This is a genomic window from Krasilnikoviella flava, assembly GCF_900167525.1.
Taxonomy (GTDB): Bacteria; Actinomycetota; Actinomycetes; order Actinomycetales; family Cellulomonadaceae; genus Isoptericola; species Isoptericola flavus.
In genome coordinates, this window is sequence record NZ_FUZQ01000001.1 from 88,149 (window position 1) to 111,340 (window position 23,192).

15 protein-coding genes are annotated in these 23,192 nt (G+C 73.8%); 6 read left to right on the top strand and 9 right to left on the bottom strand.

Features of this window, described 5'->3' with window-relative positions:
- Nucleotides 1-73 precede the first annotated feature (73 nt).
- Complete coding sequence (locus tag B5Y66_RS00365) at nt 74-1,789, top strand: FAD-binding dehydrogenase (protein WP_079571523.1); 1,716 nt, start codon at nt 74-76, stop codon at nt 1,787-1,789.
- Nucleotides 1,790-1,865: 76 nt separating this feature from the next.
- Here B5Y66_RS00365 and B5Y66_RS00370 read toward each other — a convergent pair whose 3' ends face one another.
- Entirely contained in the window at nt 1,866-2,855 is a 990-nt protein-coding gene (locus B5Y66_RS00370; protein ID WP_139820656.1) for a hypothetical protein, read from the bottom strand.
- A gap of 148 nt (nt 2,856-3,003) precedes the next feature.
- Here B5Y66_RS00370 and B5Y66_RS00375 point away from each other — a divergent pair, with 148 nt between their 5' ends.
- From B5Y66_RS00375 to B5Y66_RS00385, 3 genes are read left to right on the top strand one after another with little or no spacing between them, the layout of a single operon-like run.
- Complete coding sequence (locus B5Y66_RS00375; protein ID WP_176168740.1) at nt 3,004-5,067, top strand: alpha-1,4-glucan--maltose-1-phosphate maltosyltransferase; 2,064 nt, start codon at nt 3,004-3,006, stop codon at nt 5,065-5,067.
- Between the two features lie 24 nt (nt 5,068-5,091).
- On the top strand, nt 5,092-6,870 hold the full coding sequence (treS, locus tag B5Y66_RS00380; RefSeq protein WP_079569526.1) for a maltose alpha-D-glucosyltransferase: 1,779 nt from the start codon (nt 5,092-5,094) through the stop codon (nt 6,868-6,870).
- Entirely contained in the window at nt 6,867-8,273 is a 1,407-nt protein-coding gene (locus B5Y66_RS00385; protein WP_079569529.1) for an aminoglycoside phosphotransferase, read from the top strand. The genes treS and B5Y66_RS00385 overlap by 4 nt, the downstream gene beginning before the upstream one ends.
- 49 nt (nt 8,274-8,322) lie before the next feature.
- Here B5Y66_RS00385 and B5Y66_RS00390 read toward each other — a convergent pair whose 3' ends face one another.
- The 7 genes from B5Y66_RS00390 to B5Y66_RS00420 form a co-directional block, all read right to left on the bottom strand.
- Nucleotides 8,323-10,878: a glycoside hydrolase family 2 protein gene (locus B5Y66_RS00390; protein ID WP_079569532.1), complete on the bottom strand. Its 2,556-nt coding sequence runs from the start codon at nt 10,876-10,878 to the stop codon at nt 8,323-8,325.
- Nucleotides 10,879-10,952: 74 nt separating this feature from the next.
- Nucleotides 10,953-12,992: a beta-galactosidase gene (locus tag B5Y66_RS00395; RefSeq protein ID WP_079571527.1), complete on the bottom strand. Its 2,040-nt coding sequence runs from the start codon at nt 12,990-12,992 to the stop codon at nt 10,953-10,955.
- Complete coding sequence (locus B5Y66_RS00400) at nt 12,989-13,915, bottom strand: ABC transporter ATP-binding protein (protein WP_079569535.1); 927 nt, start codon at nt 13,913-13,915, stop codon at nt 12,989-12,991. The genes B5Y66_RS00395 and B5Y66_RS00400 overlap by 4 nt, the downstream gene beginning before the upstream one ends.
- Nucleotides 13,912-14,838, bottom strand: coding sequence for an ABC transporter ATP-binding protein (locus tag B5Y66_RS00405; RefSeq protein WP_079569538.1), 927 nt, complete (start codon nt 14,836-14,838; stop codon nt 13,912-13,914). Before B5Y66_RS00405 ends, B5Y66_RS00400 begins: the two co-directional genes overlap by 4 nt.
- Entirely contained in the window at nt 14,835-15,899 is a 1,065-nt protein-coding gene (locus tag B5Y66_RS00410) for an ABC transporter permease (RefSeq protein ID WP_079569541.1), read from the bottom strand. Before B5Y66_RS00410 ends, B5Y66_RS00405 begins: the two co-directional genes overlap by 4 nt.
- A gap of 13 nt (nt 15,900-15,912) precedes the next feature.
- The gene (locus tag B5Y66_RS00415) at nt 15,913-16,902 is read right to left on the bottom strand and encodes an ABC transporter permease (RefSeq protein WP_079569543.1); all 990 of its coding nucleotides are present in this window, start codon (nt 16,900-16,902) and stop codon (nt 15,913-15,915) included.
- Between the two features lie 39 nt (nt 16,903-16,941).
- Nucleotides 16,942-18,636: an ABC transporter substrate-binding protein gene (locus B5Y66_RS00420; RefSeq protein WP_079569546.1), complete on the bottom strand. Its 1,695-nt coding sequence runs from the start codon at nt 18,634-18,636 to the stop codon at nt 16,942-16,944.
- A 132-nt stretch (nt 18,637-18,768) separates the two neighbouring features.
- Between B5Y66_RS00420 and B5Y66_RS00425 the strand changes: the two genes are divergently transcribed.
- Both B5Y66_RS00425 and B5Y66_RS00430 read left to right on the top strand, forming a co-directional pair.
- A complete protein-coding gene (locus B5Y66_RS00425) occupies nt 18,769-20,031 on the top strand; it encodes an ROK family transcriptional regulator (protein WP_079569549.1) in 1,263 nt (420 codons plus the stop codon).
- A complete protein-coding gene (locus B5Y66_RS00430; RefSeq protein ID WP_079569552.1) occupies nt 20,028-22,160 on the top strand; it encodes an alpha-galactosidase in 2,133 nt (710 codons plus the stop codon). The genes B5Y66_RS00425 and B5Y66_RS00430 overlap by 4 nt, the downstream gene beginning before the upstream one ends.
- Here B5Y66_RS00430 and B5Y66_RS00435 read toward each other — a convergent pair.
- Nucleotides 22,147-23,169, bottom strand: a complete 1,023-nt coding sequence (locus B5Y66_RS00435) for a LacI family DNA-binding transcriptional regulator (RefSeq protein ID WP_079569555.1) — start codon at nt 23,167-23,169, stop codon at nt 22,147-22,149. The two genes, B5Y66_RS00430 and B5Y66_RS00435, sit on opposite strands and share 14 nt — an antisense overlap.
- Between the last annotated feature and the right edge of the window lie 23 nt (nt 23,170-23,192).

The window sequence follows — 23,192 nt, forward strand, 5'->3', positions numbered from 1 at the left end:
GGCCGGTGACGTCACCCGTGAGGCCGGCGCGCGAACCGTGGGCACGGCGCCGCTCCTCTGCCAGACTGCGCGCATGGAAGCTGACGTCGTCGTCATCGGTGGGGGCCTGTCGGGGCTGGTCACGGCCACGGAGCTCACCGCCGCGGGCCGCCGGGTGGTGCTGCTCGACCAGGAGCCGGAGGCGTCGTTCGGCGGCCAGGCGTGGTGGTCGTTCGGGGGGCTGTTCCTCGTCGGCTCCCCGGAGCAGCGCGCGATGGGCGTGCACGACTCGCCCGAGCTGGCATGGTCCGACTGGCTGGGGTCGGCGCGTTTCGACGCCGGTGCCGAGCGCGGCGAGGGGCCCGACCGCCATGGCTACGCGTGGGCCCGCCGCTTCGTGGAGTTCGCGGCGGGCGACCTCAGGTCGTGGCTGCGCGGCAAGGGCGTGCGCTGGTTCCCGCTCGTGCAGTGGGCCGAGCGCGGCGGGTACACGGTGGGGCACGACGACGCACGCACCGAGCACGGCAACTCCGTCCCCCGCTTCCACGTCACCTGGGGCACCGGCCCCGGCATCGTCGCGCCGTTCGTGGCGGCCGCCCTGGCCGCCCGCGACGCCGGGCTGCTCGACCTGCGCTTCCGCCGTCGCGTCACGGGCCTCGTCACCACGGACGGCCGCGTCACCGGCGTGCGGGCGGACGTGCTGGCCGACCAGCCGCTCACCGGCCTGCCGTTCGGCGGCCGCGGTGCGCCGTCGAACCGGGACGTGGTGGGCGCCGAGGAGATCGCCGCGGGTGCCGTCGTCGTCGCGACCGGCGGCATCGGCGCGAACCACGACCTGGCCCGCGCGCACTGGGACGCCGAGGCCGGCACGCTGCCCGACCGGATGCTCTCCGGCGTCCCGGACTCCACCGACGGGCTCATGCTCGGCGTCGCCGCGGAGGCCGGCGGCGCGCTCGTGCACGAGGACCGGATGTGGCACTACCCCGAGGGCATCGCCAACCATTCGCCCGTGTGGACGAACCACGGCATCCGGATCCTGCCCGGGCCGTCGTCGCTGTGGCTCGACGCCGACGGCGGACGCCTGCCGGCCCCGCTGTTCCCGGGGTTCGACGCGCTCGGCGCGCTGCAGCACGTGACGCGGCGCGGCGACGACCACTCCTGGTTCGTGCTCAACAAGGCGATCATGGAGTCCGAGTTCGCCCTGTCCGGGTCGGAGCAGAACCCCGACCTCACCGGCAAAGACGTCAAGCTGCTGGCCCAGCGGGTGCTGCCGCGCGCCGTCGGGCCGGTGGAACGGTTCGCGAACGAGTCGCCCGAGTTCCTCTGGGCCGACAACCCCACCGACCTCGCGGCGAAGATGAACGCTCTCGTGGACGCCACCCCGGGGTCGAAGGGCCACGTCGACCCGGGGGCCCTCGCCGCCGTCGTCGCCGCCCGCGACGCGCAGGTCGCCTCCGGCCTCGGCAAGGACCCGCAGGTCGTCGCCACGCGCGCCGCCCGCGACTACCGCGTGGACAAGCTCATCCGCGTGGCGAAGCCCCGCCCGCTGACGACGCCGAAGGACGGCCCGCTGCTCGCCGTCCGCCTGTCCGTGCTGACCCGCAAGACCCTCGGCGGCCTGTGGTGCGACCCGTCCGGCCGGGTGCTGCGGGCCGACGGATCGGTGCTCGACGGGTTGTGGGCCGTGGGCGAGGCCGCCGGCTTCGGCGGCGGCGGCGTGCACGGCCATCGCGCGCTCGAGGGCACGTTCCTCGGCGGCTGCCTGCACACCGGCCGCACCACCGGTCGGGCGCTCGCCGCCGACGTCTGACCCCCGGCCATACCGCGAGGTAGTGCCTCCGGTCGCGCGGTCGTACCCCGCGTGCCCTACCCGCGAACGGGAGGCACTACCTCGCCACCTGGCGTCGGGCCGCTTCCGCGAGCGCGCGCCGGATCCGGGCGACCAGACGGTCCGGATCAGCGAGGTCCTCCCACGTGACGTGCAGGAGCGTCCACCCCGCCTCCGTGAGCGCGTCGTGCCGACGCTTCTCCGCGAGAAGCCGCTCGCGAGGGTCGCCGTACTCGCCGCCCGAGTACTTCACGGTCCCGTCGAACTCGATGCCCACCGCCAGACCGGGCCAGCCCAGGTCGATCCACACGGTGCCGCGCCAGGTGTCAACGGCGACGGCGAGGTCCGGCGGCTCCAGGCCGGCCGCGTCGAGGAGCCACCGCAGCCTCGTCTCTCCCACCGACTCCGATCTCGCGTCGGCGAGCTCCACGATCCGCCGTGCCTGCCGCACCCCGGGCTTTCCAGCGGCCTCGGCCAGGACGGCCTCGGCCACACGTCGATCGGCACCCGCACGGAACGCGGAGTCGGCGACGACGAGCGCCCGCTCCCCCGGCAGCCAGCGGGCGCAGTCGACCATCGTGCGTTCGAGGGTGGACACCGGCAGCCCGGCAGGCACGACGGTCCGGTCCTTCGCGGGGAGGTCGACGGGGTGCCGGTGGACCGGGCTGCCGCTGCCTCGCCGGACCTTCGGCTTCCACCCCTGGCTGACGTGGACCTCCTCGGCGAGCCGGTAGACCCAGAGCCCGTGCAGCAGCGCGGCCGTCTCGTGACTGAAGCAGTACGCGGTCCGCAACGTGGCTGCCGTCGCGGCGACCAGCGCGAGGACGCGCTGCTCCCGCTGCCGCGCGACACCGCCGTCCGACGACGCCGGGCCGGTGTACTGCCCGCGCCGGACGCGCACCAGCTCCCCGCGACTCGCGCGACGCTCGATCACGGAGCGCCAGGCCTCGTCGTAGCGCACGAGGGCCGGCAGCGGTCGTGGTCGGGGAACGGCGGTGTCGCCCGGCCTGCGCGCGTCACGCCGGGTCGGTGGGGCGTCGTCGGGCATGCCGACAGCGTGGCAGGACGACGGCGTCTCCGTGCGAGGCCTGTGGACGGCGCCGCGCGGTAGTGCCTCCCGCTTCCCGGTAGTGCTCGGCGGGCACGACCGGACGACGAATGGCACTACCGCGCGGAACGCGCGGCGGCTGGCTAGCGTGGAGGCCGTGACGTCTCCGCAGCCCACGCCGCACGCGCCGATCGGACGGATCCCCGTCCTGGAGCTCTCCCCCGTCGTCGAGGGCGGGCGCTGGCCCGCGAAGGCGACCGTCGGCGAGGTGGTGCCGGTCGAGGCCACGGTGTTCCGGGAGGGGCACGACGCCGTCGCGGCCACCGCCGTGCTGCTCGCACAGGACGGGTCGGTGCACTCCACCGCGCCGATGGTCGACGTCGCACCCGGCCTGGACCGCTTCCGGGGCTTCCTGCAGCCGGACGCGGAGGGCGACTGGTCGTTCCGCGTCGAGGCGTGGTCGGACCCGTACGGCACGTGGGCGCACGACGCGGTGATCAAGTTCGACGCCGGGCAGGACGTCGACCTGGTCCTGGCGGAGGGCCGGATGCTGTTCGAGCGCGTCGTGGCACCGGAGCTGCAGGCGACACGGTCCGCCGAGGACGCCGCCACGCTCGCGGCCGCGGCCCACGAGCTGGCCGACGCCACGCGCCCGCCCGAGGCACGCCTCGCGATGGCGATGACGGCGGCGGTCAAGGACGCCCTCCGGCGCGCCCCGCTGCGCGACCTCGTCACCGCGAGCGCCGCTTACCCGCTGCGCGTGAGCCGCCCGCTCGCCCTGGCCGCGAGCTGGTACGAGATGTTCCCGCGCTCCGAGGGCGCGACCCGACGCAAGGACGGCCGCTGGCGCTCGGGCACGTTCCGGACGGCGGCGAAGCGGCTGCCCGCGATCGCCGGGATGGGGTTCGACGTCGTCTACCTCACCCCGGTGCACCCGATCGGCACGACGTTCCGAAAGGGCCGGAACAACACGCTGGACCCGCAGCCGGGCGACCCGGGCAGCCCGTACGCGATCGGCTCTCCCGACGGGGGTCACGACGCGATCCACCCGGAGCTGGGCACCGAGAAGGACTTCCGGGCCTTCACCGCCTCCGCCCGCAAGGAGGGGCTCGAGGTCGCCCTCGACCTGGCGCTGCAGTGCTCCCCCGACCACCCGTGGGTGACGGAGCACCCGGAGTGGTTCACGGTCCGCGCGGACGGCACCATCGCGTACGCCGAGAACCCACCCAAGAAGTACCAGGACATCTACCCGCTGAACTTCGACCGCGACCCTGCCGGCCTGTCCGCGGAGATCCTGCGGATCGTGCGGCTGTGGATCGACCGCGGCGTCACGGCGTTCCGCGTCGACAACCCGCACACCAAGCCGCTGGACTTCTGGGAGTGGCTGCTCAGGCAGGTGCACGCGGAGCGCCCGGACGTGATCTTCCTGTCCGAGGCGTTCACGCGCCCCGCGATGATGCAGACCCTGGCGCGGATCGGGTTCCACCAGTCGTACACGTACTTCACCTGGCGCACCACGAAGGACGAGGTCGAGGAGTACCTGCAGGAGGTCTCCGGCCCGCAGGGGTCGGTGCTGCGCCCGAGCTTCTGGCCCACGACGCACGACATCCTGCCCCCGTACCTGCAGCACGGCGGCGTCGCGGGCTTCGCCGTCCGCGCCGTCCTGGCCGCGACGGGCAGCCCCACGTGGGGCGTCTACGCGGGCTACGAGCTGGTGGAGAACGTGCCGCGCCCGGGCGTCGAGGAGCAGATCGACAACGAGAAGTACGAGCTCAAGCCGCGCGACTGGTCGCAGGCCGAGGTCATCGGCATCTCGACGCTGCTGCGCCGCCTCAACGAGATCCGGCGCGCGCACCCGGCGCTGCAGCAGCTGCGCGACCTGACCGTGCATCCGACGACGAACGACCAGGTCGTCGCGTTCTCGCGGCGGGTCCGTGCCGAGCACCTGCCGGGCGCCGGCCGGCCGGGTGCCACGCAGGACGACGTCGTGCTCGTCGTGCTCAACCTGGACCCGTGGGCCGCCCAGGAGTCGACCGTCCTCCTCGACCTCGAGGCGCTGGGCCTGACGCGGCCGGACGGCGTGGAGGACCAGCCGTTCTTCGTCGCGCACGACGAGCTGTCCGGCGCGACCTACCCGTGGGGCGGCCACCCGTACGTCCGCCTCGACCCGCGCGAGCAGGTGGCGCACGTCCTGAAGATCGGGCTGGCATGACGGGGCCGGCATGAGGGGGCCCCGATGACTCCCCAGGTGCCGCGCCCCGTCACGCGCCAGGTGCCGGTGCAGGCGCTGCCGACGCGGCCGCAGCCGACGCCGCCGCCCCTGGACAAGCCGGGCCTGTCCGACGACCCGGAGTGGTACCGCACCGCCGTGTTCTACGAGGTCATCGTGCGGGCGTTCTCGGACACCGGCGGGGCGGGCACGGGCGACCTGCGCGGCATCACGGAGCGGCTCGACTACCTGCAGTGGCTGGGCGTGGACTGCCTGTGGCTGCCGCCGTTCTACCCGTCACCGCTGCGGGACGGCGGGTACGACATCGCGGACTACACGTCGATCGCGCCGCAGTTCGGGACGGTCGCGGACTTCACCGAGCTCATCGAGGCGGCGCACGCGCGCGGCATCCGGGTGGTGGTGGACCTGGTGATGAACCACACCAGCGACCAGCACCCGTGGTTCCAGGCGTCGCGGTCGGACCCGGAGGGCCCGTACGGCGACTTCTACGTGTGGTCCGACGACGACACCCGGTACGAGGACGCGCGCATCATCTTCGTGGACACGGAGACGTCGAACTGGACGTTCGACCCGGTGCGGCGGCAGTACTTCTGGCACCGGTTCTTCCACCACCAGCCGGACCTCAACTTCGAGAACCCGCGCGTGGTGGACGCGATGCTCGACGTGGCGCGGTTCTGGCTCGGCATCGGCGTGGACGGCTTCCGGCTCGACGCGGTGCCGTACCTGTTCGAGGCCGAGGGCACCAACTGCGAGAACCTGCCGGAGACCCACGCGTTCCTGCGCCGGGTGCGCCGCATGATCGACGACGAGTTCCCGGGCCGGATCATGCTCGCCGAGGCGAACCAGTGGCCGCAGGAGGTGGTGGACTACTTCGGCACCGCGGACGCGCCCGAGTGCCACATGTGCTTCCACTTCCCCGTGATGCCGCGCGTCTACTACGCGATGCGCGACCAGCGCGCCCGCCCGCTGCTGGACATCCTGGCCGACACCCCGGACATCCCGGCGCCCGGCGGCCAGTGGTCGACGTTCCTGCGCAACCACGACGAGCTCACCCTCGAGATGGTCTCCACCGAGGAGCGCGCGGCGATGTACGGGTGGTTCGCCCCCGACCCGCGCATGCGCGCCAACATCGGCATCCGCCGGCGCCTGTCGCCGCTGCTCGACAGCTCGCGCAAGGAGATCGAGCTCGCGCACGCCCTGCTGCTGAGCATGCCGGGCAGCCCCTGCCTGTACTACGGCGACGAGATCGGCATGGGCGACAACATCTGGCTGCCCGACCGGGACGCGGTGCGCACCCCGATGCAGTGGACGCCGGACCGCAACGCCGGCTTCTCCACCGCGGACCCCGGCCAGCTGTACCTGCCGCTGGTGCAGTCGCTGGTGCACCACTACCAGCACACGAACGTCGAGGCCCAGCTCGCGCAGTCGTCGTCGCTGCTGCACTGGGTGCACGGCATGCTCGCGGTGCGGCGCCTGCACCCGGCGTTCGGCTCCGGCGGGTTCACGGCCCTGTCCGCGGACGACGACGCGGTCTTCGCCTTCGTCCGGACGACGCCGGCCGAGACGCTGCTGGTGGCGGCGAACCTGTCCGCCACGGCCCGGTCCTCGCGCGTGCACCTGACGGGCCACGCCGGCTGGTCGCTGACGGACCTGTTCGGCGGCGCCCGCTTCCCCGACGTCGGCCCCGACGGCGCGGTGACGATGACGTGGGGCTCGCGCGACTTCTACTGGCTGCTCCTGACACCGCCGTCCGCCGCCGGAGACCCCGGGGGCGAGCCGGCGTGAGCGCCGTGCGGCCGGCCGTGGGCGCCCCCGACCCGAGCGTCGGCGACCTGCTCGCGGCCTGGCTGCCGGGCCGGCGCTGGTTCCCCGCGGGCGGCGCGAGCGCCGCCGGGGTGCGGGTCGAGCCGTGGCTCGCGGTGACCTTCGACGACGACGCCTCGGGCGGCGGGGACGACGGCGACGGGGCCGACGTCGTCGTCCTCCTGGTCCGCCTGCGCGGCGCGGGCGTGCCGGGCGGCGAGGTGGTGGCGCAGGTGCCGCTGGTGCTCACCGACCCGGCCGCGCGCGGCCCGGGCTTCATCACCGAGCTGCGCACCGCCGCGGGCGACGTCGCGGTGCACGACGGCGGCGCCCACCCCGCCTGCTGGCTCACGCTGCTGCGCGCGGCCGGCGTGGGCGACGGCGTGGACGGCCGCGCCCTCACCGCAGCCGGGCACGTGGTGGCCGGCGAGCAGTCGAACACGAGCGTGGTGCTCCCGGGCGCGCCCTCCCCCGACGGCACGGGCGGGATGCTCAAGATCCTGCGCACCGTGACCCCGGGTCCGCACCCGGACGTGGTGGTCCCTCGTGCCCTGACCCGCGCCGGCTGGGACGGCGTACCACGGTTCCTCGGCGCCGTGCAGGTGACCACCGACCCCGGCACGACCACCGCTCTCGCCGTGCTCAGCGAGCTGGTGCCGCACGCCCGCGACGGCTTCGAGCTGGCCTGCGAGCACGCCGGTCGCGGCGAGTCGTTCGCGCACCTCGCGGCGGACCTCGGCCGCGTCGTGGCCGAGCTGCACACGGTGCTGGTCCAGGCGATGCCGCCGGGCCCCCTGCTCGACCCGGCGACGTTCGTCGCGGGGCTGCGGGACCGGGCGGTGCTCGCCGTCGCCGAGGCGCCCGGCCTGGCCGCGCGCGCCCCCGCGATCGACGCCCTCCTCGACGACCTGCAGGGCCGCCTGCCGCGGCTGCGCCTCCAGACCGTCCACGGCGACCTGCACCTGGGCCAGGCGCTGCACGGGGAGACCGGGTGGAAGCTGCTCGACTTCGAGGGCGAGCCGCAGCGGCCCGCCGAGGAGCGCGCCGCACCCGACCTCCCGCTGCGCGACGTCGCGGGCATGATCCGCTCGTTCGCGTACGCCGCGGCCGTCGGTGGGGCTCCCGACCCGTCATGGGAGGCGGAGGCGGTGCACGCCTTCCTCGGCCGCTACCGCCAGTCAGCCGCCCCTGCGGCTCTGCAGAGCCCGGGCACCCGCCGCGCCCCCGAGCTCGACCCGCCGACCGCCGACGCCGCCCTCGCCGCCCTCGTCCTCGACAAGGCCCTCTACGAGGTGGTCTACGAGACCCGGCAGCGGCCCACGTGGGTGCACATCCCGTTGTCCGCCGTGGACCGGGTGCTGGAGAGCGCCCGCCGCACCCGCTGAGCGGGCACGGCGGGCGTCCCGCCGAGGCGCGACCCGGGCGGAGGCGCGCTCAGCGCAGGTCGTTGGCGCAGCGCACGGCGGCGGCGAAGGCCGCCGGGTCGCCGCCCGCGGGCGACGTGATCCGCAGCGTCGTGCTCTGCCCGGCCCGCAGCGTGACCAGGCCGGCGTCGACGCGCGCCGCCGGGTCCACGACGTCGGCATGGCAGAAGACGTCGCGCGCCAGCGAGGTGGCGGTGACCCGCAGCTCGCAGCCGCCGTCCACGGGCGACGTCTCGATCCTCAGCGGGCGCGGGTCGAGGCGCTGGTCCACCACCTCGGCGCCGTGCCGCAGGGCGTCGGCGACCCCGGTGCCGGGGGCGTCCGCCGTGGCCACGAGCACCTCGGCGCCGGGCTCCGCGAACGTCGCGACGTCCGCGGGCACCACGACGGTGGCGGCGCCGCGGGCCGGCGCGTCCACCTCCAGGGTCGCCTTCGCGACCACCGCCCCGTCGAGCGCCTCGCGGGTGACGGTCCACGTCCCGGCGAGGCGCTCGCCGGTGTCGTTGACCACCACGAGCGCGAGGGTGTCGGGCTCCGCCGCCAGCCCCTCCCACGCCGCCGCCCGCGCCTGCTCGGACACGCGGGGCTGGAAGGTGGCCAGCCGCGGCGCGTACGCCGCGCGCAGGGCGTGCCAGAGCGGCTTGCGGTGCTCGTCGTGGTCGACCGCCGCCCACGACACCACGGGCCAGTTGTCGTTCAGCTGCCACATGATGGAGCCCGTGTTGTGCGGGGTGAGGGACCGGACGTGCTCGATGCCGAACCGCACGGCGTGCGCCTGGTTGAGCTGCGTCGTCCAGTGCCAGTCCTCGATCGTGGCCGGGTCGGGCAGGTGCCCCTTCCAGCCGCGCTCGAGCTTCGCGTTGCCCAGGTGCGCCTTCTGGTGCACGAGCATCTGGTGCCCGAACGGGTCGAGCGGCTCGTCGTGGACCACGCGCATGAGCGTCGACCAGGCGGGCGGACCCTGGAAGCCGAACTCCGACAGGAACCGCGGCGCGTAGCGGGCGTAGACGGAGTAGTCCTCCCGGTTCCACACGTCCCAGATGTGCATGGTGCCGTAGCGCTCGTCGTTCGGGTGCCGGTAGTCGCCGTACGAGTAGGGGCTCGCCGGCGAGTACGGGCGCGTCGGGTCCAGCTCGGCGAGCACGCCGGGCAGCAGCTCGCGGTAGTACAGGTCGCCCCACGGCCGCCCGCCCAGCCGGCCGGCCCAGCCCCAGTCGACCGAGCCCCACGTGTTCTCGTTGTTGCCGTTCCAGATCACCAGCGACGGGTGCGGGCTGAGCCGGGTGACGTTCTCCCGTGCCTCTGCCTCCACCTCGGAACGCATGGGCTCGTCCTCGTTGTACGCGGCGCACGCGAACGGGAAGTCCTGCCACAGCAACAGGCCCTGCTCGTCGGCCAGGTCGTACAGGTCGTCGGACTCGTAGATGCCGCCTCCCCATACCCGCAGCAGGTTGGCGTTCGCCTCCAGCGCGTCGTCCACGCGGCGCGCGTACCGGTCCCGGTCGATCAGCGTGAGGAACGCGTGGTCAGGGATCCAGTTCGCCCCGCGCACGAGGACGGTCTCGCCGTTCACCTTCAGCAGGAACGGCGCGCCCGCCTCGTCCGCGGCGGTGTCCAGCTCCACCGTGCGGAACCCGACCCGCCCGGTCCAGCGGGCGGCGTCGGCGCCGTGCGCCGCGGTCACCTCGACGCCGTACAGGGGCTGGTCCCCGTGGCCGACCGGCCACCACCGGCGCACGCCCGGCACGCGGACGGTCACGACGCCCTCGACCTGCCCGGCGGGCACCGTGCCCGTGGCGTCGAGCCGTTCGCCGTCCGGGCCGGTCAGGCGCACGCGCAGCGGCACGTCGCCGTCCGCCGCGACGCCGTCGCGCTCGATCTCGACGTGCGCGGTGAGGACGCCGTCGTGCGCTCCCTCCGCCCCCGGCACGACGTCGACGAGCGGGCGCACCGTGGCGACGCGCACCCCCGACCAGGAGTCGAGGCCGAGAGGCTTCCAGATGCCGGCGCCGGCGACGTCGATGCCCCAGTCCCAGCCGAAGGAGCACGCCATCTTGCGCAGCTGGTTGTACTCGTGGTGGTTGGTCGAGGGCAGCTCGCCGTCCCGCTCGGCGCGGGCCAGGGCCTCGGGCACCGGGGCGGCGAACGTGACGACGAGGGAGTTGCTGCCCTCGCGCAGCGCGTCGCGGGCGTCCCACCGGTAGGACCGGTGCATGTTCTGGGTGCGCCCCAGCTCGACGTCGTTGAGCTGCACGGTCGCGACGGTGTCGAGGCCGAGGGCCACGAGGTCGTGCCGCGCGGCGTCGCCGGCCTGCCAGTCGAACGTCGTCGCGTACCGCCACGACGTGTCGCCGATCCACTGCTGCGCCGCCTCGTTGTCGCCGTCGAACGGCTCGTCGATCAGGCCCGCACGGTGCAGGTCGAGGTGCGCCTCGCCAGGCACGACGGCCGGGATCCCCGCCGCGAGCGCCGGCGCCACGGCGTCCGGCGCGTCGGACGCCGGCTCCGCGGCGGTCAGGCTCCACCCCTGGTGCAGGGCGCGGAAGGTCGAGGGGAGGTACGTCATGGAGGAGTCCTTCGTGGTTCGCAGGGAGTTCGCGGGGTGCTGCCGGTGCTGGTCCGGCCAGGGTCGCAGGTGGCTCAGCCGGGCGCCGGGCGGCGCGGTTCGCGCAGGACGCGCACGCCGCCCGCGGCCACGACCGTCAGAGGTCCGACGTCCGCCCCGGACAGCAGGTCGTACCCGGCGGCGGCGACCTTCTGGTCGTCGTCCGTGTGGTTGAGCAGGAAGAGGTAGGAGCGGTCGTCGCGCCGGCGGCGCACCGCCTCCAGCCCGGGCGCCGCCTCGAGCACGCGCGGGACGCCCGACTCGGCCAGGAGGTGGTCGACGACGCGGCCGACGCCGTCGGCGCCGAGCGCGGCGGAGACGTACCAGGCGGACCCGCCGCCGTGCCGCCGCCGTGTCACCGCCGGCCCGCCGGCGAGCGAGCTCGTGGCGTACCGGACCACCGCCTCCGCCCCGTCGAGGTGGACGCGCTCGGTCCAGTCCGCCGCCTCGCCGCCGTCGTCCAGGCCGACGGCCTGCCCGTCCTGGAGCGGGTAGAACTCGTCGCTCCAGGCGCCGAGCAGGTCGGCGAACGCGCCGGGGAAGCCGCCCGTGCGGACCTGGCCGTGCGCGTCGCAGACCCCGGACAGGTAGGTGACCAGCACGGTGCCGCCACGAGCGACGACGGCGGAGACCCGGGCCGCCGTGTCGTCGTCGACGACCATCAGCGTGGGGACGACGACGAGGTCGTAGCCGTCCAGCGCCGTGCCCGGCGGCACGACGTCGCACAGCACCTGCCGGTCCCACAGGGCCCGGTGCCACGCGCCGAGCTCCCGCCCGTAGGACAGCTCGCGGTGCGGCATCAGGCCGTGCTGGAGGGCCCAGCCCGCGGCGTCGTCGACGATCATCGCGGCGCGCGCGGGCTCGACGGCGGTGCCGGCGACCTCCTGGAGCGCGCGCAGGTGCCCGCCGAGCTCCACGACCTCCTGCCACACGCGCGAACGGGTGCCGGCGTGCGGCAGCATCGCGGAGTGGAACTGCTCGGCGCCGGCCCGCGACGCGCGCCACTGGAAGAACATCGCGCCGTCCGAGCCTCGGGCCACGTGCCCGAGCGAGTGGCGCACGATCTCCCCGGGATCCTTGGCGCGGTTGCGCCGCTGCCAGCTCGGGCCGCCGGTCGAGCTCTCCATCAGCAGCCACGGCCGCCCCGGGGACATGCCGCGCATCCGGTCCGCGGCGAGGGCGAGGTCGTGCTCACGGACACCGGCGGGGAGGTCGCCGACCAGCGTGTAGTGGTCGTTGGCGACGACGGCCGTGTGCGGGGCCCACGACGCGTAGTCCACGACCTGCGCCCCGGCACCGACCATGAGGTTGGTCGTGACGGGCACGGCGGAGTGCCGCTCGAGGACCTCCTTCTCCGCCAGGTAGTGCGCCAGCAGCGCGTCGGAGGAGTAGCGCTCGAAGTCCAGGAAGAGCCCGGGGTTGGGGGCACCGTGCCGCCCGCGCGGCGGCATGATCTCCTCCCAGGCCCCGTACCGGTGCCCCCACTGCGCCGTGCCCCAGGCCGCGTTCACGGCCTCGAGGCTGCCGTGCCGGGCGTGCAGCCAGCGCCGGAACCCCGCCGCGGAGTCGTCGCAGTAGCAGCGCGCGTTGCCGCCGCCGAGCTCGTTGCCGACGTGCCACAGGCGCACGGCCGGGTGGTCCCCGTACCGGCGGGCCAGGGCGTCGACGTGCCGCAACGCGTACCGGCGGTACACCTCCGACTCGGGGCACCAGGCGTTGCGCCCGCCGGCCGGCTCGCGGTACCCGTCGGCGAGCACCGGGGCGATGCCGGGGTGCGCGGTGAGCAGCCAGCTCGGCGGCGCCGCGGTGGGGGTGGCCAGGTCCACGGCGATCCCGTGCGCGTGCAGCAGCCCGATCGCGTCGTCCAGCCACGACCAGTCCCGCACGTCGTCCGCGACCTCGACGGTGCCCCACGCGAAGACGCCGAGCGTCACGAGGTTGACCCCCGCCTCGGCCATCAGGCGCACGTCGTCGTCCCAGACCACGCGCGGCCACTGCTCGGGGTTGTAGTCGCCGCCGTACGACAGCCCGTCCGTCGGCCACGGCGCCGTCGCCCCGGGCGTGGCGGCCGTCACGACACGCTCCGCGGGGCGGCCTCGCGCCGCGCCCGGGCCGCCGGGACGCCCGCCTCCTGCCACTCGCCCACGAAGTGGTCGAAGCACACGCTGTTGTCGATCGCGCCGCGGTCCGTCCCCTCCTGGGTGAGCGTCACCCGGTCGACCCGCTCGGGGTCGGGCGCCGCCATCGCCAGGAGCTTGGTGTAGTCGTGGTGCGGGTCGAGGATGACGGCGTCGGCCGGACCGCGCTCGACGACCCGGCCCCGGTACAGCACGACGATCTCGTCCGAGAAGTGCCGGGCCGTGGCGAGGTCGTGCGTGATGTACAGGACTGCCAGGCGGTCCTCGCGCTGCAGGCGGCCGAGCAGGTTGAGGACGCCGAGCCGGATCGACACGTCCAGCATCGACACGGGCTCGTCGGCGATGAGCACCTGGGCGCCCGGGGCGAGCGCGCGGGCGATGGCGACGCGCTGGCGCTGGCCCCCGGACAGCTCGTGGGGCCGGCGCGAGGTGAGGTCCTCGGCGGGCGTGAGGTTGACCCGCTCGAGCATCTCGACCACCCGCTCGTGGGTCTCGGTCGCCGTGTGCGTGCGCTGGTGGATCCGCAGCGGGCGGGCGATGTGGTGCTCGATCGAGTGGAACGGGTTGAGCGACGCGAACGGGTCCTGGAAGACCATCTGCACCTGACGCCGGTAGAGCGACCCCTGGACCGGGGTGTCGTCGTCGAGGCGCACGTCGACCGTGCCCGACGTCGGCTTCTCCATGCGCGTGAGGATCTTCGCGATCGTCGACTTGCCGGAGCCCGACTCCCCCACGAGGGCGACGGTGCGGCCGGGGACCAGGTCAAGGCTCACATGGTCGACGGCGCGCAGCCGCGACCGCCGCAGCCCCGAGCGGATCGAGTAGTCCTTGACCAGGTCGGACACGTGGACGCGGGTCATGCTCGGTCCTCCTCGGGGACGCCGGCGGGCTCGGCGAAGTCGTCGACGCCGCTGCGGATGAAGCCGCCCCGCTCCCCCGACAGGCTCGGGAACGAGCCCAGCAGCTTGCGGGTGTACGGGTGGCGCGCGTCTCGGTACAGGCGCTGGGCGGTGTCGAGCTCGACGATCTCGCCCTCGAGCATGACCGCGATGCGGTCGCTGATCTCCAGGAGCAGCGGCAGGTCGTGGGTGATGAACACGACCGCGAAGTCGAGCTCGTCGCGCAGGCGCACGATCTCGCGCAGGATGTCGCGCTGGACGACGACGTCGAGCGCCGTCGTCGGCTCGTCCATGATCATGATCTGCGGCTCGAGCAGCATCGCCATCGCGATCATGACGCGCTGGCGCATGCCGCCCGACAGCTCGTGCGCGTACGAGCCGAGGCGGCGCGGGTCCACCCCGACGCGGGTCAGCACCTCCTCCGACCGCCGCCGCACCTCGGCGCGCGACGTGCGCGGCCGGTGGGCCAGCAGCGTGTCCCGCAGCTGTGCCTTCACGGTGGTCACGGGGTTGAGGGCGTTCATCGCGCCCTGGAACACCATCGACAGCTTGTCCCAGCGGAACGCCCGCAGCGCGGAGTCCTCCAGGGCGAGCACGTCCACGTCGGAGCCGTCGCGGTCGTGGAAGGTGATGCTCCCCGACGCGATCCGTGCCGGCGGGCGGTGCAGCCGGTTGACCGCGTAGGCGAGCGTCGTCTTGCCGCAGCCGGACTCCCCGGCCAGGCCGAGGATCTCGCCGCGGTGCAGGGTCAGGCTCGCGTCCTTCACGGCGGTGACGGGCCGTTCGACCTCGTAGACCACCGTGAGGTCGGAGACGGTGAGCACCGGCTCCGTCCGGCCACCGCGGGCGGTGGTCCCCTCGTCCTGCAGCAGGGTGGTCGTCATCGCGTGGACACCTCCTTCGCGCGGTCCGCACGGACCGCGTCGGGCTCCTGCGGGCGCGACCGGCGGGTCGCGCGAGCCAGCTCGCGCTCGAGGCGGGCGGCCTTGCGGGCCCGCTTGCGGTGCTGGCGCAGGTTCTTGAGCTTGGGGTTGATGATCTCGTCGATCGAGAAGTTGATGAGCGACAGACCCATGCCGAACAGCGCGATCATCAGGCCCGGCGGCACGAACCACCACCATGCCCCGAGCGAGAGCGCGAAGCCGTTCTGCGCGTAGAAGAGCATCGTGCCGAGGGTCGCGGAGTTGGACGCCCCCAGCCCGATGAACGACAGCCCGGCCTCGCCGAGGATCGCCGCGATGACCGCGAAGACGAACTGCGAGGCGATGACGGGCAGCAGGTTCGGGAGGATCTCCACCACGATGACGCGCCACGGCTTCTCGCCCGAGACCTTCGACGCCGCCACGTAGTCGCGGTGGCGCACCGAGAGGGTCTGGGCGCGCAGCACCCGCGCCGACGCGGCCCAGCTCGTCACCGCCAGCACGACGGCGATCGTCCACAGTCCGCGGCTCTCGCGCGGCACGAAGCCGGAGATGACGATCACGAGCGGCAGCCCGGGGATCACCAGGAAGACGTTCGAGAGCAGCGAGAACGCCTCGTCGGCGAAGCCGCCGCGGTAGGCGCCGTAGATGCCGAAGAACGCGGACAGGGCGGTGGCCAGGACGCCGACCAGCAGGCCGATCTGCAGCGACCCGCGCGTGGCGTACGCGAGCTGCGCGAGCACGTCCTGGCCGGTCTGGGTGGTCCCGAGCAGGAAGTCGCCCGAGGGTGGCGTCAGGCCGATGTCGCGGATCTGCCGCGGGTCGCCCACCAGGTAGGGGCCGAAGATGCCGAAGAGCGTGATGGCTCCCACCAGCACGAGGCCGATCACCAGCCAGGGAGTCATCGTGGGCAGCAGCATGCGCCAGCCGGAGCGCGGCGCGTCGCCGGCCCGGTCGCGCGCGACCTCCGCGGCCTCGGTCTCGTCCACGAGGGACGGTTCGTTCGCAGGACTCAGGTTCGTCATGACGGGGCCTCCTTCAGGACCGGGCTCGGGTGCGCGGGTCGATCAGGCCGTACAGCATGTCGACCACGAGGTTCGCGCCGAGCACGGCGAGCGTGATGACGAGGAACAGCCCCTGCATGAGCGCGTAGTCGTTGTTGGTCACGGCCCCCAGGAGCCGTCCGCCGATGCCGGGGTAGGAGAACACCTGCTCGGTGATCACCGAGCCCGAGACCACGAAGCCCAGCGAGATCGCGAAGCCGGCGACCGACGGCAGCACGGCGTTGCGCGAGGCGTACGAGCGCAGCACCTTGCGCGGGGACAGGCCCTTGGCCTCGGCGGTGAGGACGTAGTCCTCGGACAGGGTGGAGACCATCATGTTGCGCATCCCGAGCAGCCAGCCGCCGACGGAGGCCAGCACGATCGTCAGCGCCGGCAGGGCGCCGTAGTGGATCGCGGAGGCGATGAACTCGGCGTTCCACCCCGGGTCCAGGACGACGTCGTAGCCACCCTGCAGCGGGAACCAGCCGAGCACCCGGGCGAGGAAGTACGCCAGGATCAGCGCCAGCCAGAAGTAGGGCACGGCCGCCAGCAGCGTCGTCGCCGGGATCAGCGAGTCCAGCCAGGTCCCGGGCTTCCACCCGACGAAGGCCCCCAGCGTCACGCCCAGGACGGCCGCCATGACGGTGGCGATGCCGACGAGGACCACCGTCCACGGCAGCGACTGCGCGATGACGTCGGTGACCTGTGCCGGGTAGTAGCTGACCGACACGCCGAGATCGCCGTGCAGCAGGTTGTTCAGGTAGTCGACGTACTGGTTCCACAGCGGTTGGGAGTCGTCGCCCCCGAGGAGGAGCGCGTACGCCTCACGGGTCTCGGGCGTCACGGTCCCGCCGCGCTGCTGCAGCTTGGCGAGCAGGATGTCGACCGGGTTGCCCGGCAGGAGCCGGGGGATCGCGAAGTTCAACGTCAGCGCGGCCCACAACGCCACGACGTAGAAGCCCATCTTGCGCAGGAAGTAGTTCACGGCAGGGTGCTTTCCTCGGGGACGACGACTCGGGACATGTCAGCCGGCCGGCTGGATCTTCTTGAAGATCTCGGCCGCGTCCATCGCCGACCACACGGCCGGGAAGGCGTAGAGATCGTCGTCGGACGGCCAGCCGCTGAACTTCGCCGTGTTCCACACGCTGGTGGTGCCGCCGGTGAGGATCGGCACGTACGGCATGTCCTCGAAGACGTGCTCCTGGATCGTGTCGAAGTACGGCTGGCGCGCCGCGGCGTCGTCGAGCGGCAGCTTGGCGAGCTCGTCGAGCGCCTTGTCGACCTCAGGGTCGGAGTACCGCGAGTAGTTGTTCCCCGCCGACTTGCCGACCTTCGCCCCCGAGCCGGAGTCGAAGAAGTAGTTGTAGAGGTAGAACGGGTCGGGCGCGGGGCCCTGCCACAGGGAGTCGATGGCGAGCTCGAACTTGCCCGAGCCCTTCTTCTCCGTCCACTCGTTCCACGACGACTGCGCGGTCTGCAGGTCGATACCGGCCGCCTTCGCCTGGGAGGCCATCGTGTCGAGGGCGGTGATGTAGTCCGTCCACCCGGTCACGACCTCGACGGTCAGCGTGAGCTTCTCGCCGTCCTTGGCGTAGATGCCGTCGGAGCCCTTCGCCCAGCCGGCGTCCTCGAGCGCCTGCGCCGCCTTGTCAGGCTCGGCGGCCATCGGGGCCACCTTCTCCGTGACCGCGTCCGAGACGAACGCGTCCTGGCCGGGCGTCAGCGTGAAGACGGGCGAGATCTCGTTCGCCGTCTCCATGAACGCCAGCTTGTTGAGCTGGGTGCGGTCCATCGCGTAGTACAGCGCCTTGCGGACCGCCGGGTCCGTCTGCGGCCCCTCGCAGCCCATCTCCGCGCTCGAGCAGGTCGACAGCACCATCTGGTTCTGCCACTGCGTGTACGCGTCGTAGCTCGGGAAGTTCTGGTGCGTGTTCTGGATGTCGGGGATGGGGCCGGTCTGCCAGTCGACCGTGCCGGCCGCGATCGCGTCGGCACCGGCCTGGTTGCCCGACAGCGACAGGAACCGGATGTTCGTGAGCGCGGGCGCACCGCCCCAGTAGTCGGGGTTGACCTTGTAGGTGAACGCCTGCGGCTTGAAGTCGTCGAGCAGGTAGGCGCCGGTGCCCACGGGCTTCTCGATGACGTCCTCGACCGGGTTGACGTCCTTCCACAGGTGCTCGGGGACGATCGGCGTATTCATCACGTCCGGCCCCTTGACGAACGCCGGCTCGTCGAACGTGAACGTCACGTGCGTGTCGTCGACGGCCTTCGCGGTGCCGTCGAACCCGCCGCTGTTGATCGACGGGTTGTCCTTGAGGAGCGTGAACGTGAACGCGACGTCCTTCGCCGTGAACGGCTCGCCGTCGCTCCAGGTGACCCCCTCGCGCAGGGTGACGGACAGCTCGGTGCCGTCGTCGTTCCACGCCTGCTCCGTGCCGAGCAGCGGCACCGGGTCGCTCACCTCGGCCTTGTTGTAGAAGAACAGGGGCTCGTAGATGGTCCCGAGCCCGCCGATCTTCGAGGGCGAGAACGGGTTGAAGTTGATCTGGTAGTCCCCGGCCTGGCCCGTGTAGGCGACGAGCGTGCTGTTCGCGCCCCCGTCCGAGCCACCCGGGTTGCCGTTGGAGCCGCCCCCGGAGCACGCCGCAAGGGCGAGACCGAGGGCCGCGACGCCGGCGAGCACCGTGCCGCGCCGACGGATTCCTGACGTGAGGAACATCTGCGGTCCTTTCTCGAGCCGGCTCCAGAGCCGGCTGCCAGCGGCGCCGTCGTCGGCGCTCGGTGTGTATTCTTGCCACACCGAACTTAACCGGTCAAGTGCTCTAGATCACTCGTCGCGAGGGGGCGATCCATGCTGCTGGACGGCGTCACGCAGGTCGTCTCGTCGCGCCGTCTGCTCGACCTTGTCCGCACCCGCGGCACGATCAGCCGGGTCGAGCTCGCTCGGCTCTCGGGCCTGACCTCGCCCACCGTGACCCACGTCGTCCGAGGGCTCCTCGACCTCGGCCTGGTGCACGAGACCGGGGTCCAGCAGCGCGGCCGCGGCCAGCCCCGACGGCTCCTGAGCGTCACGGCCGAGGCCGGGTACGCCGTGGGGATCCAGGTGGACCTGACCACCACCACGGTGGTGGTGGTCGACTTCGCCGGCGCGACCGTCGCCAGCACCGGGCTGCGGGGTTCCGGGCACCGCTCCCCCGACCGGACGGTCGCGGCGCTGATCGACCACGTCGGCGACCTGCTCGCCGGCGCCGGCGTGCCGCGCGACCGCGTGCTCGGCGTCGGGCTCGTGACCCACGGCCCCCAGGACCGCGGCCGGGGCGTGCTCCTCACCGCCCAGCCCACGCCGGCGTGGGAGGAGTACCCGCTGACGGCGCGGCTCGGCGCCGGGCTCGGGCTGCCCGTGCTGCTGGAGAACGACGCGACCGCCGCGGCCGTGGGCGAGCTGTGGACCCAGCACCTCGGGACCGAGACCTTCGGCCTCGTCTACATGGCCTCGGGGATCGGCGGGGCCGTCGTGGTGGACGGCGTCGCCTACCGGGGACGCGCCTCGAACGCCGTCGAGATCGGGCACGTCCCGCTGCCCGGCGCCCGGGCGTCCTGCGTGTGCGGCAACCGCGGCTGCACCCAGGCCGAGGCGGGCCCGGCGGCCGTCGTCGCGCGGGCGCTCGCGCACGGCGAGCCCGCCCGCCGATGGGGCGTGCACGGGCGGTCCGAGGACACGCTCGCCGACTTCGAACGCGTGGCCCGCGCCTGGCGAGGAGGCGACCCGGACGCCGCCGACCTGCTCGCCCGTTCCGCGCAGCGCGTCGGCCAGGCAGCCACCGTGCTCGTCAACCTCTTCGACGTGGACACGGTGCTGCTCGCCGGCCCCGCGTTCGCGACGGCCGGGCCGCTCTACCGCCGGGTCGTCGCCGCCGCCCTCGAGAAGCACGCGCTCGGCCGCACCCTCAGCCCGCCCCGGGTCGAGCTGTCCGGCCAGGTCGCCACCGTCGCTGCCGTCGGCGGCGCCCTGACCGTGCTGCGCGGCACGCCCGACACCACCGTCCCCGTGGGCGGGCCGGGCACGAGGCCCCGGCTGCCCGACGACCACCCCGCAACGATCGGAGCCCTGTGACCACCGACAACGCCGTCCTGCACCGCGACGGGACCGCCCTCGTCCTCCACCTGCCGGGAGCCGGCCTCCCGGCCGTCGTGCACTGGGGCGCCGACCTCGGCCCGCTCGACGACGCCGGCCTCGCCGCCCTCCTGCAGGCGACCAGCCGTCAGACTCCGCCCGGCACGCTCGACGCCGCCTGGCGGCTGCCGCTCCTCCCGCAGGAGTCCGACGGCTGGTCGGGACGCCCGGCCCTCCTCCTCTCGCGCGCCGGCGCCCCCGTCTACCCGCGCTGGCAGTGCGAGACCGACCGGCCGGACGACGCGACCGCGGTCGTCACCGCCACCGACCCCGACGGCGGTCTCACCCTGCGCACCCGCCTCGAGATCGGGGCCGGAGGCGTCGTGCTGCTCGACCACGAGATCGTCAACGACGGTGCCGACCTCCTCGACGTCGCCTGGCTCGAGGCGACGCTGCCCGTGCCCAGGAGCGCCGACCACCTCACCACGTTCGGGGGCCGCTGGACCCGGGAGAAGTCGCCCCTCACGACCGAGATGCCGCGCGGCAGCACCGTGCGCGAGTCCCGGCGCGGTCGCGGCGGCCACGACGCCCCGTGGGTGACGCTCGCCTCCGAGGGGGTACCGCGGGCCGGCGACGGCCGGGTGTGGGCGATCCACCTGGGCTGGAGCGCCGACGTGCGACACCGCGTGGACCGCGTCACCGAGCACGTCCCGCTGCTGGGGGCGGGCGAGCTGCTGCGGCCGGGCGAGCTGCGCCTGGCACCCGGCGAGTCGTACCGGGCGCCGACGGCGTACTTCGCCTGGTCGGACGGCGGCCTCGACGGCATCGCGGCCCGGTTCCACACCTGGCTGCGCGCACGCCCCCAGCACCCGCGGACGCCCCGGCCGCTGGTGCTCAACACGTGGGAGGCCGTGTACTTCGACCACGACCCGGAGCGGCTGACCGCGCTCGCCGAGCGGGCGGCCGACGTCGGTGTCGAGCGCTTCGTCCTCGACGACGGCTGGTTCCCCGCCCGCCGGGACGACACCCGGGGCCTGGGCGACTGGGTGGTCGACCGCGACGTCTGGCCCGACGGCCTGGAACCGCTCGCCGACCTCGTGCACGGGCTGGGCATGCAGTTCGGGCTGTGGTTCGAGCCCGAGATGGTGAACCTCGACTCCGACCTCGCACGGACCCACCCCGAATGGATCCTCGGGAACCCGGCGTCCGTGCCGTCGCCCGACGGCGTGTCCTTCCGCACCCAGTACGTGCTGGACCTCGCGAACCCCGACGCATGGGAGCACGTGCGCGGGCAGATGTCCGCCCTGATCGGCCGCCTCGGCATCGACTTCGTCAAGTGGGACCACAACCGCGACCTCGTGGAGCCCGTGCACGACGGGGTGCCCGGCACGCACGCCCAGACCCTCGCGACGTACCGGCTCGTGGACCGGCTCAAGGCCGACCACCCCGGCCTGGAGATCGAGTCGTGCTCCTCGGGCGGGGCCCGGACCGACCTCGGGATGCTGGCCCGGACCGACCGGGTGTGGGCCTCGGACTCCAACGACCCCGTGGAACGCCAGGACATCCAGCGGTGGACCGAGCTGGTGCTGCCGCCGGAGCTGATCGGCGCGCACGTCGGGCCCTCGCCGGCGCACTCGTCCGGGCGGGCCACCGACCTGTCCTACCGGATCGCCGCGTCGCTGCAGGGGTCCGCGGGCTTCGAGTGGGACCTCCTGGGCTGCGACGCCGAGGAGACCGCCCGGATCGCGGCCTTCGCCACGCTCTACAAGGAGCTGCGCGGGCTCCTGCACTCGGGCACGGTGCGCCACCCCGACACGACCGACCCCGCCCTGCGGGTGCGGACCGTGGTCGCGCAGGACCGGTCGGAGGCCCTCGTCGTCGTCGCGACCGTCGCCTCCCTCGAGGAGGCCCTGGCCGAGCGGCTGCGCATCGAGGGGCTGGACCCGCGACGCCGCTACACCGTGCGGCTGCGGGACGAGATCGGCGCGTCACGCTGGGGCTGGGTCACGCCGAGCTGGCTCGGCGACGGCCCGGTCACCCTCCCCGGCGGGGCGCTCGCCGACGTCGGCCTGCAGCTGCCGACGCTCTGGCCGGTCCAGGCGCTCGTGCTGCACCTCACCGCCGCGTAGCCGGCGGTCCGGTGCTCCCGCGCACCGTGAGGGTGGGGGTCGAGTCGCGGTACGCCCGCGCCTCGGCCCCCGCCATCCGCTCGAACAGCCGCCGGGCCACGTGCGCCCCGTAGCTCGTCACGTCGTGGCTCAGCGCGGTGAGCTGGGGGTACGCCGCCTGACACAGGGGCGAGTCGTCCCACGCCACCAGCGAGACGTCCTCGGGCACGCGAGCACCCAGCTCGTGCGCGACGCCGAGCCCGGCGAACGCCATGACGTCGTTGTCGTAGATCACCGCCGTCACGGGGTCGTCGGTGTCCAGCAGGGACCGCGTGGCGGCGGCGCCGGCGTCCGGCGTGAAGTCGGCGCGCGCCACCCGGGCGACGACCCCCGCGCGCGCCGCCTCACCGTCGAACGCGAGGTCGCGGATGGTCGTGTGCCCGAAGCCCTCCGTGCCGGAGACCCGGCCGATCCTGCGGTGCCCGAGCCCGGCGAGGTAGCCCACGCACTCGCGCAGCGCCGCGGCGTCGTCGGTGAACACCGAAGGCAGGTTCCCCGCGAACTCCGGGTCGCCCACGACGACGGCGGGCAGCGCGTCACGACCCGACAGCGCCACGAGGCGCGGGTCGTCCCGGCGCGGGTCCACCACGATCACCCCGTCGACACGGCGAGCCGCGTGCCACCGGCGGTGCGTCTGGACCTCGCCCTCGATGTCGGGGACGACCTGCAGCAGGAGGCCGTACGACCGCTCCGTGAGGACCTGCTCGATGCCGGCGATGAACTGCATGTAGAACGACTCGAAGCCCAGCGTCTCGGGGGCACGGGCCAGCACGAGGCCGATGGTCTCCACCCGCGCGCCGGACAGGGCGCGAGCGGCCTGGCTCGGCACCCAGCCCAGCTCCGCCGCGACCCCCAGGATCCGTGCCCGGGTCTCGTCGGAGACGCCCGGCCGGTCGTTGAGGGCGTAGGACACCGCACCCGTGGACACCCCGGCCTGCCGGGCGATGTCCGCGATCGTGATCCGCGCCATTCGCTCTCCTTCCCGTCGAGGAT